Below are 17460 nucleotides of genomic sequence, written 5' to 3' on the forward strand. Positions count from 1 at the left end.
GGCTCAAGCCTCCCTTTTCGAAATGCGTGTCGTGCGCGGCAAAGCGGCGAGCGCGCCCTTGCCAGCAAAGATCAGATCAATACCGCGCGGAAAGGCACCGCGATTGGCGGCCCATTGATCGATGAACATTTTCGGCAACTGACTTGGCGCAAAGGTCTGGATGTCCTTGATCCCGGGACCCTCGAGCCTTAGTTCCCCGGCACCATCGAAACCGTCGATCTGCAAGATAAGGGTCGTCGAGCGATCCGGGTATTCCGAGGTTCCTTTGGCGAATGCTTCGAACGAAGGCATGGTTTCGGCGTCGCTAATGAGGGCAAACTGCGCGTCGGATGGATTCGTTGTCAATTCAAGCCCCGTGTGAAACTTCAGCCAACCAATTGCAGCTTCTGAACCGGCGATTGCCTTGTCGGACCAAACGGTTGCGTCATGGTCGAACAGTGTCGCTGCAATCGATGCGGCAACCGGCGCGAGTGGCGCGGGGGCGTTGACAAGATCGCGCACGGGCATGACGCGACCAGGGTTGGCCATAGCGTCCATGAGCGCCCGGAAAATTTCCTGCGAATTGCGCACCGTATCCCTGAAGCCGCCCTCAAAAACCTGTGTCGTTGCACGCATCAGTCGTCCCCCCGCACCATTGTGAAAAAATCGACCTTCGTCGCTGCCGTTTCGGCTCGTCTGTGTTCGAGATTGTCATCAAGGCGTTGCGCAATGGGAGTAAGGATCGCATCCTCAACAGCCCTGCGATGAACCGGTTCCTGCCAAATCGCGTCAAAGACAGCCGCAAGGCGCACCTTCTCGCCCTGCCGTCCGAGCGCATAGGCATGGCCAACTGCGCCGCTGCCGAGCCGTACGGTCGCGCGTGTCACAGTCGCTTCGCCCAGATTGAAGGGAGCGCCGCCGCCGCCGATCCGTCCGCGCACCATCACAAGTCCGGTTTCCGGCCCGCGCAGCGTTTCAACCCGCGGCTTGTCAGCCCACTGCCCCCAGAACTGCGTCAGCTCCTGCACGGTCGCCTGCGCCAGCAAAGCCATGGCGGCTTTGCGCCCGAAATCAGTTTCGCCAGCGGCTGGGGTGGCCCCAGAATGTTCGTTGCTCATTGACACCTCACTGCTATTTGTCTATTCATCTATACAACTAGACAATAAACCTAGCTATAGATCCCGTCAATGACAGGAGCATGACAGAGCGTGCCTTCAGAACGATTCATCACCCGCAACAGTGGCGTGGCCATCTGGCGCCAGATCGCCGATCAGATCAGGGGCGACATCACGGCGGGGAAAATGACCAGCGGGGCGCGAATGCCACCGGAAGTTGAATTGGCTACTCGTTTCGACGTCAATCGCCACACGATCTCGCAGCGCCATAGCCGCCCTGACCAAGGAAGGTGTCCTGCGGGCCGAACAGGGGCGCGGCACCTTCGTTGCCAACAGCAAGAAACTGATCTACCGCATTGGCGAGCGAACCCGCTTCTCGCAAATTCTGGCGACGCAAGTGCGCGAAACCAAAGGCATTCTGCTTGCGCACCGTGTAGAAGACGCGACACCTGAAGTCGCTGAAGCGTTGAATATGGGAGCGGGACAGGTCATCAGAATAGACACGATGCATACGGCAGATGGCAGTCCGGTGTCCTGCGCCACGGCATGGTTTGATGCAGCGCGCGTTCCGAATATCGTCGAAGATTACCGTTCATCCGGATCGATAACATTTGCACTTAAAGCTGCAGGAATAGACGATTATTTGCGCAAGTCGACGATCATTGCCGCCCGCCACGCGGATGCGGAGGATCTGCGGCATCTGCGGCTCTCGCCCGGCGCGATCGTTCTTGTCGCCACCGCCATCAACGTCGACATGGAAGGTTATCCCGTCGAATATGCCAAGACCCGCTTTGCCGCCGACCGGATGGAAATTGCCATCGACAATAGATGAACCGGCCAATTCACCACATGGTTTTCGCGGCGCGCTCGGGCCATTCGCGATCATAGGTCTCGCCACCCACACGATCTTCGCTGAGTGCAGCCAAAATCTGCCCGGGCGTTGGAAATTCCTTGGGCGAGCGGTGCTTCGCCGGATTCCACAAGTCGGAGCGGATGAGCGCACGCGCGCACTGGAAATAGGCTTCCTCAACGTCAACGACGATAACCGAACGCGGCGCCTTGCCATCAATGATGAAGCTTTCGAGCAGTGCTTGGTCGGTATCGATAAATGCCCTGCCATTCACCCGGAATGTCGTGGTGAGTCCGGGAATGAGGAAGAGCAGGGCAATGCGCGGATCGCGGATGATATTGCGCAGCGAGATCAATTCGATTGTTGCCGCGGCGATCCGGCAGCATAAGCGTCTGTTCGTTGTGTATCCGCACGAAGCCGGCAAGGTCGCCGCGCGGTGAACAGTCGAGCCCTTCAGGACCGCCGGTTGCCAGAGCCACGAAAGGCGAGCCCTCGATCAACAGCCGGTATTCCGCAGTGATTCGATCCGTCACCTTGGCGGTCGATGCGTCGGCAATGCCGCTATATATGGCTTCGAGCTGTTCAATCGTCGTGATCCGCGACATCACCACCTCCGTTCACCTTGAAAACGCATTCGCCGACTAACATGGCATGACGAATTGAATATGACAGCCCTTGGTTTTAGGAAATGACAGCGGCGGCACACTCGTATATCAGTCGCAGCCGACCGGAGTTGTGGAGGATTTCATGAGCGGATTTGCGGCGATTGGCGAGTGCATGATCGAATTGTCCGGCGCCAATGGCGAGCAGTGGCGCATGGGTTTTGCCGGCGATACACTGAACACCACCTGGTATGTCCGCGCCCTCACCGCGCCGCAATTCGCAGTCGATTACGTGACCGCCTTTGGCGACGATCCCTTTTCGGTGAAACAGCGTACATTCCTGCGCGACAATGGCATCAACACGGCCAACAGCCCGATTATCCCGGGCGCGCGCCCCGGTCTTTATGCCATCACACTGACGGGGGTGGAGCGTTCCTTCACCTATTGGCGCAACGATGCCGCCGCCCGTCACCTTGCCGATGATCCGGAAGCATTGGCGAAAAGTCTCGATGGCCGCGAGATCATTTATTTTTCCGGTATTACCATGGGCATTTTGAGCCCGAAAAGCCGTCAGAACGTCCTGAATGCGGTTAGCAACGCACGCCGCCAGGGCTCGCGTATCGTCTTTGATGCCAATTATCGTCCACGCCTGTGGGAAAACACCGAGACAGCCAAGCAGGTCTTGAGCAATGCCTTTCACGTTGCCGACATTGCCCTGCCGACGTTCCCGGATGAGAATGCGCTCTTTGGCGATGCGACCCCGGCAGACACCGCCAATCGTATCGCTTCCTACGGCGTGCGCGAGATTGTCGTAAAAGACGGCACCGAACCGGCATTGGTCGTTGCCGGCGACATACGCCAGGAGGTTCCGGCCTCGCGCGCCAAGGCAGTGGATACAACGGGCGCGGGAGATAGTTTCAATGGCGGCTACATCGCCGCCCGCCTCGCCAATCTGGATCCCGTGACAGCAGCGGCCCACGCGCACAGAGTTGCTGCGCGCATCGTGGAGTTCCATGGAGCGCTCGCCCCCATGGACGCGGCACGCAAGGCGTTCGAGGCCTAGGCCTTCTTGAAGCTGTATTTTGTCATCTGGCTGTAGGTTTCGTCAGGCCGCAAGATTGCCTGAGGGAAATAGGGAAAATGCGTGGAATCGGGCCATATCTGCGCTTCAAAGCAAAAACCGGCATAATTCCCATAAGTATTGCCGGTCAAACCGATTGGCGGGCGTCCACCAAGCGTATTCCCGGCATAGAATTGGACACCGGGTTCCGTAGTCAGCACATTCAACTCGATACCTGATTGGGGACCCTTGGCGGAGGCAACGAGACGCAGCGGCTGGCGCTGACTGGCAAGGCAGAAATTGTTGTCATAGACAATCTGCTGGCCGTTTTCCTCACGGCGGATCGTCCGGTACTCCCGAAAATCATGAGTTGTTCCGGCGACCGGCAAAACCCGTCCATCCGGAATGAGGTCGGCATCGACCGGAAGGTAGGCCTGCGCGTCGATCCGGACCTGATGGTCAAGCGCGCCGGTTGCACCGCCATCGTCGAGATTGAAGTAGCTGTGATGAGCTAGGTTGCAGATCGTCGGCTTGTCCGTAACGGCATCCATGCGAATGGCCAGCATTCCCTTCGATTCCAGCATGTAAGTACAGGTGATGCTCAGATTGCCTGGAAAGCCCATCTCGCCGTCACCCAACTGGATAGTTAGCGTCACATAATCCGGACCAACTGCTACAACCTCCCAGTTACGATTGCCCGCGCCCTCGCTGCCGCCATGGATATTGTGCAGATCGCGAAAATTTCGCTCAAGCGCATAGGTCTTGCCATCGATCGTCAGTTCACCATTGCGAATACGGTTGATGGAGCGGCCGACCGTCGCCCCCAGATAGGGCGAATGGACCGGATAATCGGCAAATTCCCGATAGCCGAGAACCAGTGGGTGCTCGTGACCTTTGAGCCGCAGGTCCTGAATAACGGCGCCCCAGGTAAGGACTTTGGCGGTCAGCCCGCCGCCGGAAATCGTAATGCGGTGGACTGCCTCGCCATCAGACGTGTGGCCGAAGATTTCTGTGTTCATTTATTTTAGAGCCCCAGACCGCCAACGCAAACATATTTGGTATCGAGGTAATCTTCGATGCCCTGGTGCCCGCCTTCCTTGCCGAGGCCGGATTCCTTCACGCCGCCGAAGGGCGCTTCCACAGTTGTGATCATGCCTTCGTTGACGCCGACCATGCCATATTTCAGGCCCTCGGAAACCCGGAATACCCGGCCGAGATCCTGGGTGTAGAAATAGCTGGCAAGGCCGAACTGGGTGTCGTTGGCCAGATCGATCGCTTCCTGTTCTGTCCCGAACTTGTAGACAGGAGCGACCGGGCCAAAGATTTCTTCCTTGGTGAACAGCATGTCCGGCTTCGCATCACCGATCACGGTCGGCTCAAAGAAACTGCCGCCCAGCGCGTGACGCTTGCCACCCGTGATCACCTTGCCGCCCTTTTGTTGTGCATCGGCAATGAACTCCTCGACCTTCTCGACGGCCTTTTCGTCGATCAGGGGGCCCTGCTGGGTTCCTGCTTCCAGGCCATCACCGACCTTCAGCTTTTGCGTTGCAGCCGCAAACTTTTCCACGAATGTGTCGTAGATCCCGGACTGGACAAGAAACCTGTTGGTGCAAACGCACGTCTGACCGGAGTTGCGGAATTTTGCCATGACCGCACCATCGACCGCACGATCCACATCTGCATCATCGAATACGATGAACGGCGCATTGCCGCCAAGCTCCATGGATACTTTCTTCACCGTATCGGCTGCCTGCTTGATCAGGATTTTGCCGATCTCGGTTGACCCCGTGAAGGTAATCTTGCGCACCAGCGGATTGCTGGTGATCTCGCCACCGATTTCGGAAGCGGAGCCGGTCAGAATATTGACGACGCCTTTCGGGATACCGACTTCTTCGCAGAGCGCGCCCCAGACCAAACCTGAATAGGGCGTTTGGGTTGCGGGTTTGACCACCGCTGTGCAGCCGGCCGCAAGCGCCGGACCAATCTTGCGGGCCAGCATGGATGACGGGAAATTCCATGGCGTAATGGCACCGATAACACCAACCGGCTCCTTGGTAACGAGGATGCGGCGATCCGCCCAGGGCGATGGGACGACATCGCCATAGGTCCGGCGCGCCTCTTCCGCATACCAGAGAATATAGGCAGCTGACATGCCGACCTCACCCCTCGACTCCGCCAGCGACTTGCCCTGTTCCAATGTAAGGAGTTCGGCGAGCGCTTCCTGATTGTCGAGAATGGCATCGTGCAGCTTGCGCATCAGTTTCGAACGCTCAAGCACCGATGTCTTGCGCCACGTCTTGAACGCTTCAGCAGCGGCACTGATTGCACGTTGTGTCTCCGCCTTGCCCGAATTGGGTACAGTACCGATTTTCAAACCGGTCGCAGGGTTGATGACATCGATCGTCTTGCCCGAATCGGCGGCCACCCACTCACCATTGATGAGATCTCGCCTGCTTCATGAACTGGCTGGATTTCTGCAACATCATGTTTCTCCCTGTGTTCGAAGGGTTATTGTTGTTCGGTGAGTTCCGTGAAGGATAACCCTGCACTGCGCGCGGCAATGTGCGCCTTGGTCAAGGCGATGGCGTTACCCTGCTCCTTTTTGGCAAAAGCTGCAACAGGCTTCGGCTAGCCAAATATATGCGTAACGACCGAAATCCAGAAAGCCATCGTGATTGCCGACAGGGCCGTTGCCATGACCATGGAATTGGAAGCCAACGCCTGCCCCGTGCCGAAGCGCGTCGCGATCAGATAAGAGTTGACACCCGCTGGCAACGCCGCCGAAGCCACCGCAATTTTTGCGGTAAAGGGCGGCAGGCCGATGAACCATGCTGCGGCCAGGACGACGGCGGGCATGACAACGAGCTTGATCGCTGACATGACCAGCGAAGCGGTAACATGGCCGGAAATGCCAAATTTCCTCAGCCCCATCCCCATGGCGAACAACGCAACAGGTCCAGCAACGCTTGCCAATGTCTGGATAAGTGAATCGGCTATGATTGGCATCGGCAATCCGGTGAGACGCCAGGTCCAGCCCGCGAGGATGCCAAGTACGAAGGGATTACGCAGCAGGCTTTTGAAGAACGACAGCACAACCGAAGCAAAGTTCCCCTCACCTTCGAAAACGCCGTCCCGGCGCATCGCGATTTCATGCAGGGTGATGGAAGCGGCCATCATAATGGGCATGTGGATGGCGACAATCAGCGACAGGATGGCAAACCCTTCCTGGCCGAAAACACCAAGCATGAGAGGCATGCCGAGAAAGACGAGATTGGAAAACGCACCTGAGACACCGGCGACGACGCCCGCGCGATTATCGCGTCCAAAAAAAAGTTTGATTGCCAGATCTGACGCTGCCCATGCGACAATCACACCGGTGAAATAGGCAATCCACAATTGCCACGGCGCCGCTCCATGAAAATCGGCGGTCACCATGGTCCTGAAAAGCAGCAAGGGCGCGGCGATCATGAAGACAAAGTCAGACAGGCCATCGCCAACCCGCTCATCCAACAGCTTGAAATGCGCCGCAGCATAAGCGATGGCAATCACACCGAAGACGACGATGATTGTTTGAATCAGACCCATCGCCGTCCGGAATAGGCCTGCAGGAACTGTCACGCAAGCTGTTCCAAAGCCTTCACTTTATTTTTTCTTCACCAAATCACCATTTCGGCTGATAAGGAGACTAATGTTGAAGCGGCTACAGACCTTTATACTCGTTGCAGCAACGTTCGCGCTGAGCGCCTTCGGAGCGATTCCGCATGCGGTTGCGACGGATGCCGCTTGGGCGCGCGTGGCGCGGGGTGGATACACGATCCTCATTCAGGGTGCCGACGCATCCGGAACATTGAGCCCCACGGTGGATAACTCGGTCGATTGTTCAGCAACCCAAACGCTGTCGGATCGCGGACGCCAACTCGCCCAGAAACTTGGGGCACGATCTCGCCGCGCGAGGCGTGCGAATCGACAAGATCCTCACCAGTTCGACGTGCAATGCACGAGAAACCGCCCGCCTTTCCTTTGGTTCGGTCCCTGCCGAGGTCTTCAAACCCCTTGATCCAATAGCTAATGACGACGCGGCGAAGCAATCCCAGATTGACGAGATCCGCGCGGTGATCATCAAGTTCAAGAGTTCCGGCAATCTGGTAATGATGACGGATCGTGCCAATATAATGTCGCTGACGGGGATTACCCCCCGCCCGACTGAGGCTGTCGTGGTCGGTCCAGCCGAAGAAGGTGAAACAATTCATATCGCCGGAAGAATCATATTCGACTAATCAGCATGCAAGCTTTGGTCTTTCCCTAAGCCGTGAAAAACGCTAGATACCGGCTCATCAGACATCAGTGCCTCGCAAAAGGCACGGTAAGCAAAGGAAAATCAATTGTCCGAAACATTCGACAAGGTCGCCGATATCATTGCCGAAACCAGTGAAATCGACCGCGAGTCCATCACGCCGGAAAGCCATACGATTGACGATCTCGGCATCGATAGCCTTGATTTTCTCGACATCGTTTTTGCGATCGACAAGGCCTTCGGTATCAAGATCCCGCTCGAACAGTGGACTCAGGAAGTCAATGACGGCAAGGTCCCAACCGAAGAGTACTTCGTGTTGAAGAACCTTTGCGCCAAAATCGACGAACTCGTCGCCGCAAAAAACGCCTGATTGCCGATCACGATTTCGGAAAGGCTCCTTCTATCCACCTAACCGGGTGCACCGTTACAACGGTGTTGCGAGACAATGCAGAACAACACCGTCGTTATCACTGGCATCGGACTGATTTCATCGCTCGGCGAAGGCGCCGATGCCCATTGGGAAGCGTTCAACGGCCAAGCCGAGCCTCGCACCGACAGTGAGACGTTCAGGCCCTATACCGTCCACCCGCTGGGTGAGGTTGACTGGAACAACCAGATTCCAAAGCGCGGCGACCAGCGGCAGATGGAGACCTGGCAGCGCATCGGCACCTATACCGCCGGTCTCGCGCTCCAGGACGCTGGTATCAAGGACGACGAAGCGCTCTGCTCGACGATGGATATGGTGGTGGCAGCAGGCGGAGGTGAACGCGATGTCACCGTCGACAAGCAGATTCTGGCCGAGGCGCGGGTTCGTAATGATCTCGGCACCATGCTGAATGAAAAACTGTCAACGGAATTGCGTCCAACGCTGTTCCTGGCACAGCTTTCGAATTTGCTCGCTGGCAACATCTCCATCGTTCACAAGGTGACCGGTTCTTCACGTACCTTCATGGGCGAAGAAGGTGCAGGTATTTCGGCGATCGATACCGCGGTTGCGCGCATTCGCTCGGGCCAAAGCACACATGCACTTGTCGGTGGAGCTTACAATTCAGAACATCCCGATATGCTGCTCGGTTACGAGTTGAATGGCATGCTGAAAACGGATGGCTGGGCGCCTCTCTGGCAACGGGAAGCCACTGCCGGCGGTGGCATTGTGACCGGCTCTGGCGGTGCGTTTCTCGTACTGGAGAGTGCGGATCACGCGAAGAAGCGTGGCGCACGCGCGTACGCTGCAATCGAGGGTGTGTACAGCACACAAATCCGCCGTGGCCGGGACGACTTGACTGAAACTGTCGCAAAACTCGTCGGTGCGGCCAGTGCCGACAAAGCCGCCGATCTGATCATCTCAGGCGCATCCGGCGCGAAGGGCATAACAGCGGCGGAAAAGTCCGCGCTCGATACCTTCTCGAGTTCCGTAGTGCGCGGCGTTGCGGGCAAACTTGGCCATCTGCGCGAGGCGCAGTTCTCACTTGTCGTGGGGCTTGCAGCCCTGAGCCTTTTCAAGGGCTCCGCCTTCCCGCCAATCGATGCTGAGAACGAAAAAACAGGACCGGCCAGCATCGACACAGCGCTGGCGACCTCCATTGGCGGAACCCGTGGCGAAGGCGTTGCCCGCCTGGTCAAAGCTTGAAGGATATTCCCATGTCCAAATATACTGATCATCTTGGCCGCCCCCTCGTCGCCATCACCGGTCTTGGCGTCGTTTCATCGCTCGGACAAGGCAAGGAAGAGAACTGGGCTGCACTGACGTCCGGAACTTCCGGCATTCATACGATTACGCGGTTTGAGCTGGATAATCTGCGTACGCAAATCGCCGGCACTGTTGATTTCCTTGAGGAAAGCAGCAAGGGCGCATCGGCGTTGTCGCAGAAACTGGCCTCGCTCGCAGCCGAAGAAGCAATCGCCCAGGCCGGTTTCCCCGTCGATGATTTTGGCGGACCGCTGTTCCTGGCAGCGCCGCCGGTCGAACTTGAATGGCGCAACCGCTTTGCCCTCGATGCGCTGGTTAAGTCCGAAGGCGAACCGGGTTACGACCTGCTCCTTGCAGCATGCCGCCGTGGCCCGCAGGTCGATATGTTCAACACCGTTGAATTTGGCTACATAGCCGAATGCCTGGCCGACACCTTCGGCACACGTGGCCTGCCCGTCACACTTTCTACGGCCTGTGCATCGGGAGCGACTGCCATTCAGCTTGGCGTCGAGGCAATCCGGCGCGGCGAGAGTGATCGTGTGCTGTCGATCGGCACGGATGGTTCTGTTTCGGCCGAAGCTCTGATCCGATTCTCCCTGCTCTCGGCGCTTTCCACACAAAACGAGCCCGCTCACAAGGCAGCCAAGCCATTCTCCAAGGATCGCGACGGTTTCGTCATGGCCGAAGGCTCCGGCGCGCTGGTGCTGGAATCCCTGGAATCGGCCATCGCGCGCGGGGCGAATATTCTCGGCATCATGCGCGGTTGCGGCGAGAAGGCCGATGACTTCCACAGAACCCGCTCGAAGCCCGACGGCTCACCGGCCATCGGCGCGGTTCGTGCCGCGCTGGACGATGCCGGAATCAAGGAAGATGCGATCGATTATATCAACGCTCACGGCACCTCGACGCCGGAAAACGACAAGATGGAATATCTAGCGCTATCGACCGTTTTCGGCGAGCGCATCTCGTCGCTTCCTGTGTCGTCGAACAAGTCCATGATCGGCCATACGCTGACCGCAGCCGGCGCTATCGAAGCCGTGTTCTCGGTGCTGACCATTCAGACGGGTACGATCCCTCCGACGATCAACTATGATAATCCGGACCCGGCAATTGTCATGGACGTCGTGCCGAATGTGAAGCGTGAAGCAAGTGTCTCTTCGGTCCTTTCCAGCTCGTTCGGCTTCGGTGGACAAAATACGTGTCTTGTCATGACGGCAGAACCGAACTAATCCGTGGCCTGAATAGGAAACGGAAATTGATATGCGTGCACTACAGCTGATTGAAGACCGCAAGCTCGAGATCGTCGACATTGCCCCTCCGCCCCCACCCGGTCCGGGTGAAGTCACGGTCAACATCAAGGCCGTCGCGCTCAATCACATCGATGTCTGGGGTTGGCGCGGCATGGCATTCGCCAAGCGCAAGATGCCATTGACGATCGGCGCGGAAGCCTCTGGCGTCATCGATGCGATCGGCCAGGGCGTCAGCCTGCTCCCGGGTCAGCTGGTTTCCATCTATGGCGCCCAGACCTGCGGCCTCTGCCGACCCTGCCGTGAAGGTCGCGACAACCTTTGCGAGCATGTCTCTGGCGTGCACGGTTTTCATCTCGATGGCTTTGCTCAGGAAAAAGTAAACCTCAATGCCCGGCTGCTTGTTCCCGCACCTCCCGGCGTCGATGAGATCGGCGCGGCGGTTGCTCCGGTCACATTCGGTACGGTCGAGCACATGCTGTTCGACAATGCCAAACTCGAGCCAGGCGAAACCATTCTCGTTCACGCCGGCGGCTCGGGTATCGGTTCAGCAGCCATCCAGCTTGCCAAGAAGATAGGTTGCACCGTCATCACCACCGTCGGCTCCGACAACAAGATCGAAAAAGCCAAGGCGCTCGGCGCCGATCACGTCATCAATTACCGCGAAGACCGCTTCGAGGGTGTCGTCCGCAAGCTGACCAAGAAAAAGGGCGTGGACGTCGTCTTTGAGCATGTCGGCGCCGACACCTGGGCCGGCTCCATGCTGTCATTGCGGCGCGGCGGACGTCTTGTGACCTGCGGTTCGACATCGGGCGTTTCCACCAGCATGAATCTGATGATGCTGTTCCAGCAGCAGTTGAAACTGCTCGGTTCGTTCGGTTGCCGCATGGAAAACATGGCTGACGCCATGCAGAAAATGGCGCGCGGTCTGGTCCATCCTGTCATTGATACGGAAGTCGGCTTCGACGACATCGATACGGCGTTGAAGCGGATGGAAGGCCGGGATGTCTTCGGCAAGATCATCCTGCGCGTCAACTGACCCTTCATGAAACTTGATACAAAACTAGCTCTGTACCGTTGGAGCCAGAAGTTGAAGTCATTCAACTACTGGCTGTCGGCGCATGTCATCTTTGGCATTCTGTGGCTCCTGCGGCGCCTGCCAGCGAAAGCTGCCATGGATTTCATGGATGCGGCTGCCCGCAAGATCGGTCCTCTGATGGGCCGCCACCGCGTGGCGATGGGCAATCTGCGCAAGGCTTATCCCGAGAAATCCGAAGCAGAGTTGCAGGAGATCGCACGGGACATGTGGGGCAACATGGCTCGCCTCACCGCCGAATACGTCTTTCTCGACGCGATATTCGATTACGATCCGCATAGCGACAAAACGGGGCTTATCGAGGTGCATGGCCGCGAAATCTTTGAACGTCTACTTGAGGAGAAGGACCGCCCGCACATTTTCTTCACTGGTCATACCGGCAATTTCGAACTGCTGCCCATTTGCGCTGCAACGTTCGACTTGAATGTCACCGCCCTCTTCCGCCCGCCGAACAATCCATACGTCGCCAAAAGAATCCTGGGTGCCCGGCGCACCAATATGGGACATCTGGTGCCATCGAAAGCCGGTGCAGCGTGGTCGCTCGCCAGCGTGCTCAACATCAATGGCAATGTCGGCATGCTGGTTGATCAGAAATTTCGTCGAGGCATTCCCTCGACCTTTTTCAATCGGCCATGCAAGACCAATCCGCTGCTGGCGAAGCTCGCGCGACAATATGAGTGCGATGTCTACCCCGCGCGCTGTGTGCGATTGCCGGGTGGCCGGTTCCGGCTTGAATTGGAAGAGAAGATGGAACTGCCTCGCGATGAAAAAGGCGCAATCGACCTCGCCGCAACCGTGCAGGTATTGAACGACAAGGTCGAGACCTGGGTCCGCGAATATCCCGGCCAATGGATGTGGTTCCACAAGCGCTGGAACTGACCTAGTAGTAGTTCATCACGGCGTGCTTGGCTTCAGCGAAGAACAGCCAACGCTCGACGAAAACGCCAAGAAAATGCGCAACGACGCCGGCAATAAGGCCAAGTTGCGCGGTTGCTCCGCTGCCTGCCGCCATGGCAATGAGCAGTGTCAGAATTGGCAGGATCGCGCCAAAAAAGAATGCGACCACCCATAGCTTGGCGGCATGCTTGCGTGCGACGCGGAAGCCCATTTCCCGTGTGAGATAATTGTCGAGCGCATGCGGTCGCTCGAACAACCGCACCTTGCCGATGAACCCGAGGCCCGTTGCACTTTCAGGCGTCGAGATCGGGACAAGCGTTGTGGCCCGGTTGCGCCAGACCATCTTGGCAGTCAATGCCAGTAAAATCACTACCAGCGCCAGCAACTCAACCATCAACGCGTTTCCACCCGCGAAGGCACCGGCAAGCAGAAGCCCGCCCGCCAGTGAAATCAGGATAAAGCACAGTGGCGTCAGTCTCGTATGCCATGATCCAACGGTCCGGAGCGATGCATAGATCATCGATGTGCAATAGACGGTAACGAGCGCGCCGAGAACGCCAATCAGACCCAGAATTGCATCGTACCTGTCAGTGAATATCACCAGCGCCGCATTCAAAGTCAGCGGAACGAACGTCGCGATGGCCATCACGCCCTCCCGCGACAACCAGCTGGAGCGCCATTGGCTCAGCGCCCGCCATGCACGCTGCGGATTGCCGAGATGCAGAAGCGAGGACAGGAGCCCGATGCCGATCAGCGCAAGCGATGCGAGATAAGCGAGCTTGGTCGACAACAGTGACGGATCAAGAAAACCAAGTCCAAGCACAACGGCAAGCCCATAACCCAGACCTGACAAGGTAGTGAACAGGATGATCGAAAAGGCTGGATGCATGAACTAAATCCGGTCGAGCGTCTTGTCGAGCCAGGCGAAAAACCCGCGCGCGCCTTCGGTGTTTTCGGCAAGCGGGATGATCGGCGCGCTGTCGCTCAGGCAAGTCCGTGGGCGGGGTGGCAGATACTTGTTTGTCGGCCGCGTTTCTTGCTCCGGCATCAGGTCAAACCCGCCTCTTTCAGCCACCATGATCGATACATCGGACGTCGGATCGCCAAGATCGCCAAAATGCCGCGCATTGACCGGACAGGTCCTGACACAGGATGGCACGCGGTCTTCCTGCTTCAAGGTCTCGTTATAGATGCGATCGACACACAGCGTGCATTTTTTCATCACGCCGGCGGCCAAATCCATCTCCCGCGCGCCATAGGCGCAGGCCCAGGCACAAAGCCCGCAACCGATGCACTTGTCCTCGTCAACCAGCACGATACCGTCCTCGGCGCGTTTGTAGGAAGCGCCGGTTGGGCACACCGTCACACATGGCGCGTCTTCGCAGTGCAGGCAGGACTTCGGAAAATGCACCACACGCGCATCGCCAGCTTCGCCAATAATTTGCCCGCCCTCCGGGACCACCTCGAAACTGTGGATGCGGTTGAGAAACGTCCCCGAAACGTCTCCTCCGTAAGGATCTTGGTCCGATAGCGCATTGCCATAGCCACCGGTATTCCATTCCTTGCAGCTGATCACACAGGCATGGCAACCGACGCAGACATCAAGGTCGATGACCAGCCCGAGCCTTTTGGCGGTGCGGTTTTGCGGCAGGCTGGTCATTTGCTTGTCCACTCCTCCCCATAGCGCAACTCGTCCACCGGCTGCCTCTGGCTGCCGGGCCGCTTGATCGTACCGAAATGCGGCTCGCTGATCTCTGCTCCTGATTCGGCTTTTTCGATGCGCACGCGCAAATCGTACCAGGCCGCCTGCCCGGTGATCGGATCGGAATTGGACCAGCGCATGCCATCGCCTTTGGGGGGCAGGAGTTCGTGAATGAGATGGTTCAGCAGGAAGCCCTTCGTTGCTTCGGGTGAATTCGGATCAAGCGCCCAGGCACCCTTGCGCTTGCCGATCGCATTCCAGGTCCACATGGTTTTCCCATTCACGGCGTCAGTACGTGCAATCTCGCACTTGATGCGTCCATGATGGGATGTGACCCAGGCCCAATCGCCATCCTTCAAGCCCAGCTCATCGCAGATATTGCTGGGGACATAGAGAGGGTTTCTGGTATGGATTTGCCGCAACCAGGCGTTCTGCGAGCCCCAGGAGTGATACATCGCCATGGGCCGCTGCGTGATCGCATGAAACGGAAATTCAGCGGTATCGACACCTTGCTCCTCGAAGGGCCGGTACCAGTCAGGCAGCGGATCGAAACAGTCGAGCAAGCGCTGTCTGTATTGCTCGGGCGCAACGGGTTTCCGGACACCAAGCGCCGACAACCGGAATTTCTGCAGTGTCTCAACGTAGAGCTGGATAGTGACCGGCTGCGGCGCATCGAAGAAGCCCATATCGATGGCAAACTGCTGGTATGCTGCGTTGTGATGCTTGAAATATAGCGCCTCTTCGGGAATGGGCTTCATCCAGAAGGCGCCATGGTCGATATAGTTCTTCAGCTGGTCCGCGTTGGGTGCACCACGGCCCTCGCCCAGCGCATCCGCGCCACGCCAGCCGGACAGCGGGCCGATTCCCGGTTTACGCTGGTGATTGACGATATAGTCGGCATAGTCCTTGTAAAGGGCATTGCCCTCGCCATCGACAAAGCCGGGAAGCTTCAACCGCGCGCCAAGATCGATCAGCACGGATTGGAAGCCACGCACATCGCGGTCCGGCTCCAAGACCGGCCAGCGGATCGCATCGCATGCAGCCTCCGGTTCGGAGATCGGCCGGTCAAGCAGCGAAATGCAGTCGTGCCGCTCCAGATAGGTCGTGTCGGGCAGGATCAGATCGGCATAGGCGACCATCTCCGATGAATAGGCGTCCGAGTAGATGATTTTCGGGATTTTATATTCGCCCGTCGTCTCGTCGCGCGCTTCAAGCATCTTGATAGTGCCGCGCGTGTTCATCGACGAATTCCACGCCATGTTCGCCATATAGAGAAACAGCACGTCCACCGGATAGGGATCGCCTGCAGTGGCATTGGCGATGACCATGTGCATCATGCCATGTGCTGATAATGGCGCTTCCCAGGAAAACGCCTTGTCGATGCGCTGCGGTTTGCCGTCGCTGTCCACCAGCAGGTCTTCAGGTCCGAGTGGATAACCCAGGTGCGGACCTGCGAGCGGTTGGCCGGGCTTTACATGTTCGGCCCTGCCATGCGGCCGCGGATGCGCGGTGGCAGGCTTCGGATAGGGCGGCTTGTAACGATAACCGCCAGGGCAATCGATGGAGCCGATGATTGTCTGCAGCACATGCAGGGCTCGCGCCGACTGGAAACCATTGGAATGGGCGGAGATGCCGCGCATGGCGTGAAAGCTCACCGGCCGGCCGATCATGACCTCGTGTTGCTCGCCCTTCATGTCGGTCCAGGGCTGTTCCACCACAATCTCTTCTTCGAACGCCACGCGAGCAATTTCTGAAGCCAATCCCCGGATCGTTGCCGTCGCAATTCCGGTTTCAGCGGCAATCGCTTCCGGCGCATATTTCGGATCGAGATATTTTTCTGCCATCAGCCGCAGCACACTGCGCACGTTCCGGCCGTCCGAGGTGACGAAATCTGCATTGAGATCGGCCACGTGACCTGGCTCGTCAAATCGCACCAGCGCACCCGTTTTGCGGTCGCGCACCAGCGCCTTGCCGAGGTCGTCGCGCAGAAAGAGGCCATGATCCTCCTTGGCTTCGTCATCGATCACCAGCCACGGCGCATTGGTGTAGCGCTGCAGATAATCGAGATCGATCTTGCCAGTCCTGAAGAGCTCGTGAATGACGCTGAGGATCAGCAACCCGTCCGTGCCCGGCCTGATTCCAATCCAGTTGTCGGCGACCGCGGAATAGCCAGTGCGAACCGGATTGACCGAGACAAATCGCGCACCGCGCTTCTTCAGTTTGGAGATGCCAATCTTGATCGGATTGGAATCGTGGTCTTCCGCGACGCCGAACAGCACGAAGAGCTTCGTCTTATCCCAATCGGGAGCACCGAACTCCCAGAATGCCCCGCCAATCGTGTAGATCCCCGCCGCCGCCATATTGACGGAGCAGAAACCTCCATGCGCAGCATAGTTGGGCGTTCCGAAATTCTGCGCCCAGAAACTGGTCAGTGCCTGGCTTTGGTCCCGGCCGGTAAAAAATGCCAGCTTCTGCGGCGCGGTCTCGCGCACAGGTTGCAGCCAATCGACAGCCAGCGTCAGGGCTTCTTCCCAGCTGATTTCCTTGAACTCGCCGGAGCCGCGCGGCCCGGTTCGCAGCAGCGGTGCACGCAAGCGCGCCGGCGAATAATGCTGCATGATCCCCGCGGATCCCTTGGCACACAGAACACCCTTGTTGATAGGATGGTCCCGGTTGCCTTCGATGTAACGGACCTTGCCGTCCTTGATGTGCACATCGATGCCGCAACGGCAGGCGCACATGTAGCAAGTGGTCTTGCGGATTTCATCACCAACCGGCTCCGACAGGGCAAGGTGTGGTTCTGCGTTCATTTTTGATGGGCCCCGCTCGTCACATGCTTCGTGGCTTGTTTTATAAGAACAATTCCAAACCGCCAAACACACAAACGACATCTCATCAGGAAAACGGCATTTGCTACTGGCAACAAGT

The 17460-nt window shown here is 57.9% G+C and carries 15 protein-coding genes and 2 pseudogenes; 8 read left to right on the top strand and 9 right to left on the bottom strand.

Going from position 1 to position 17460, the window contains the following annotated elements; translation table 11 throughout:
• Window positions 1-3: 3 nt before the first annotated feature.
• Both phnH and phnG read right to left on the bottom strand, forming a co-directional pair.
• A complete protein-coding gene (phnH, locus tag N8E89_RS00915; RefSeq protein ID WP_106662890.1) occupies window positions 4-615 on the bottom strand; it encodes a phosphonate C-P lyase system protein PhnH in 612 nt (203 codons plus the stop codon).
• The gene (phnG, locus tag N8E89_RS00920; RefSeq protein ID WP_106662889.1) at window positions 615-1097 is read right to left on the bottom strand and encodes a phosphonate C-P lyase system protein PhnG; all 483 of its coding nucleotides are present in this window, start codon (window positions 1095-1097) and stop codon (window positions 615-617) included. The genes phnH and phnG overlap by 1 nt, the downstream gene beginning before the upstream one ends.
• A gap of 90 nt (window positions 1098-1187) precedes the next feature.
• Here phnG and phnF point away from each other — a divergent pair.
• Window positions 1188-1926 (top strand): annotated as a pseudogene (gene phnF, locus N8E89_RS00925) (phosphonate metabolism transcriptional regulator PhnF).
• Window positions 1927-1936: 10 nt separating this feature from the next.
• On the opposite strand, the pseudogene N8E89_RS00930 reads toward phnF, so the two are convergent.
• Window positions 1937-2549 (bottom strand): annotated as a pseudogene (locus tag N8E89_RS00930) (pyridoxamine 5'-phosphate oxidase family protein).
• 142 nt (window positions 2550-2691) lie between these two features.
• Here N8E89_RS00930 and N8E89_RS00935 point away from each other — a divergent pair.
• On the top strand, window positions 2692-3609 hold the full coding sequence (locus tag N8E89_RS00935) for a sugar kinase (protein WP_106662886.1): 918 nt from the start codon (window positions 2692-2694) through the stop codon (window positions 3607-3609).
• On the opposite strand, the gene N8E89_RS00940 is transcribed toward N8E89_RS00935, so the two are convergent.
• From N8E89_RS00940 to N8E89_RS00950, 3 genes are all read right to left on the bottom strand, one after another.
• Entirely contained in the window at window positions 3606-4625 is a 1020-nt protein-coding gene (locus tag N8E89_RS00940; RefSeq protein ID WP_106662885.1) for an aldose epimerase family protein, read from the bottom strand. The two genes, N8E89_RS00935 and N8E89_RS00940, sit on opposite strands and share 4 nt — an antisense overlap.
• A gap of 5 nt (window positions 4626-4630) precedes the next feature.
• Complete coding sequence (locus N8E89_RS00945; protein ID WP_410010326.1) at window positions 4631-6031, bottom strand: NAD-dependent succinate-semialdehyde dehydrogenase; 1401 nt, start codon at window positions 6029-6031, stop codon at window positions 4631-4633.
• Between the two features lie 203 nt (window positions 6032-6234).
• Window positions 6235-7191, bottom strand: coding sequence for an AEC family transporter (locus N8E89_RS00950; RefSeq protein ID WP_106662883.1), 957 nt, complete (start codon window positions 7189-7191; stop codon window positions 6235-6237).
• Between the two features lie 371 nt (window positions 7192-7562).
• Here N8E89_RS00950 and N8E89_RS00955 point away from each other — a divergent pair, with 371 nt between their 5' ends.
• From N8E89_RS00955 to N8E89_RS00980, 6 genes are all read left to right on the top strand, one after another.
• A complete protein-coding gene (locus N8E89_RS00955) occupies window positions 7563-7883 on the top strand; it encodes a histidine phosphatase family protein (RefSeq protein ID WP_262260877.1) in 321 nt (106 codons plus the stop codon).
• 105 nt (window positions 7884-7988) lie between these two features.
• Window positions 7989-8270, top strand: coding sequence for an acyl carrier protein (locus N8E89_RS00960; RefSeq protein WP_106662881.1), 282 nt, complete (start codon window positions 7989-7991; stop codon window positions 8268-8270).
• Window positions 8271-8345: 75 nt separating this feature from the next.
• On the top strand, window positions 8346-9530 hold the full coding sequence (locus N8E89_RS00965; protein ID WP_262260878.1) for a beta-ketoacyl-ACP synthase: 1185 nt from the start codon (window positions 8346-8348) through the stop codon (window positions 9528-9530).
• 11 nt (window positions 9531-9541) lie between these two features.
• The gene (locus N8E89_RS00970) at window positions 9542-10819 is read left to right on the top strand and encodes a beta-ketoacyl-ACP synthase (protein ID WP_106662879.1); all 1278 of its coding nucleotides are present in this window, start codon (window positions 9542-9544) and stop codon (window positions 10817-10819) included.
• 31 nt (window positions 10820-10850) lie between these two features.
• Window positions 10851-11876: a zinc-binding dehydrogenase gene (locus N8E89_RS00975; protein ID WP_262260880.1), complete on the top strand. Its 1026-nt coding sequence runs from the start codon at window positions 10851-10853 to the stop codon at window positions 11874-11876.
• Window positions 11877-11882: 6 nt separating this feature from the next.
• Window positions 11883-12812: a lipid A biosynthesis lauroyl acyltransferase gene (locus tag N8E89_RS00980; RefSeq protein ID WP_113173961.1), complete on the top strand. Its 930-nt coding sequence runs from the start codon at window positions 11883-11885 to the stop codon at window positions 12810-12812.
• 1 nt (window position 12813) lies between these two features.
• Here N8E89_RS00980 and N8E89_RS00985 read toward each other — a convergent pair whose 3' ends face one another.
• From N8E89_RS00985 to N8E89_RS00995, 3 genes are read right to left on the bottom strand one after another with little or no spacing between them, the layout of a single operon-like run.
• On the bottom strand, window positions 12814-13719 hold the full coding sequence (locus N8E89_RS00985) for a dimethyl sulfoxide reductase anchor subunit family protein (protein WP_262260881.1): 906 nt from the start codon (window positions 13717-13719) through the stop codon (window positions 12814-12816).
• A 3-nt stretch (window positions 13720-13722) separates the two neighbouring features.
• Window positions 13723-14490, bottom strand: coding sequence for a 4Fe-4S dicluster domain-containing protein (locus N8E89_RS00990; protein ID WP_262260882.1), 768 nt, complete (start codon window positions 14488-14490; stop codon window positions 13723-13725).
• The gene (locus N8E89_RS00995) at window positions 14487-17342 is read right to left on the bottom strand and encodes a molybdopterin oxidoreductase family protein (protein WP_262260883.1); all 2856 of its coding nucleotides are present in this window, start codon (window positions 17340-17342) and stop codon (window positions 14487-14489) included. The genes N8E89_RS00990 and N8E89_RS00995 overlap by 4 nt, the downstream gene beginning before the upstream one ends.
• Window positions 17343-17460: the final 118 nt, after the last annotated feature.

This window comes from Phyllobacterium sp. A18/5-2 (assembly GCF_025452215.1).
Classification (GTDB): domain Bacteria; phylum Pseudomonadota; class Alphaproteobacteria; order Rhizobiales; family Rhizobiaceae; genus Phyllobacterium; species Phyllobacterium sophorae.

Bases quoted from the DNA above. Each gene is read 5' to 3' on its own strand.
- phnG (WP_106662889.1), bottom strand. From the start codon at position 1,097: ATGAGCAACGAACATTCTGGGGCCACCCCAGCCGCTGGCGAAACTGAT.
- N8E89_RS00985 (WP_262260881.1), bottom strand. From the start codon at position 13,719: ATGCATCCAGCCTTTTCGATCATCCTGTTCACTACCTTGTCAGGTCTG.
- N8E89_RS00990 (WP_262260882.1), bottom strand. From the start codon at position 14,490: ATGACCAGCCTGCCGCAAAACCGCACCGCCAAAAGGCTCGGGCTGGTC.
- N8E89_RS00940 (WP_106662885.1), bottom strand. From the start codon at position 4,625: ATGAACACAGAAATCTTCGGCCACACGTCTGATGGCGAGGCAGTCCAC.
- phnH (WP_106662890.1), bottom strand. From the start codon at position 615: ATGCGTGCAACGACACAGGTTTTTGAGGGCGGCTTCAGGGATACGGTG.
- N8E89_RS00950 (WP_106662883.1), bottom strand. From the start codon at position 7,191: ATGGGTCTGATTCAAACAATCATCGTCGTCTTCGGTGTGATTGCCATC.
- N8E89_RS00965 (WP_262260878.1), top strand. From the start codon at position 8,346: ATGCAGAACAACACCGTCGTTATCACTGGCATCGGACTGATTTCATCG.
- N8E89_RS00935 (WP_106662886.1), top strand. From the start codon at position 2,692: ATGAGCGGATTTGCGGCGATTGGCGAGTGCATGATCGAATTGTCCGGC.
- N8E89_RS00995 (WP_262260883.1), bottom strand. From the start codon at position 17,342: ATGAACGCAGAACCACACCTTGCCCTGTCGGAGCCGGTTGGTGATGAA.
- N8E89_RS00975 (WP_262260880.1), top strand. From the start codon at position 10,851: ATGCGTGCACTACAGCTGATTGAAGACCGCAAGCTCGAGATCGTCGAC.
- N8E89_RS00980 (WP_113173961.1), top strand. From the start codon at position 11,883: ATGAAACTTGATACAAAACTAGCTCTGTACCGTTGGAGCCAGAAGTTG.
- N8E89_RS00970 (WP_106662879.1), top strand. From the start codon at position 9,542: ATGTCCAAATATACTGATCATCTTGGCCGCCCCCTCGTCGCCATCACC.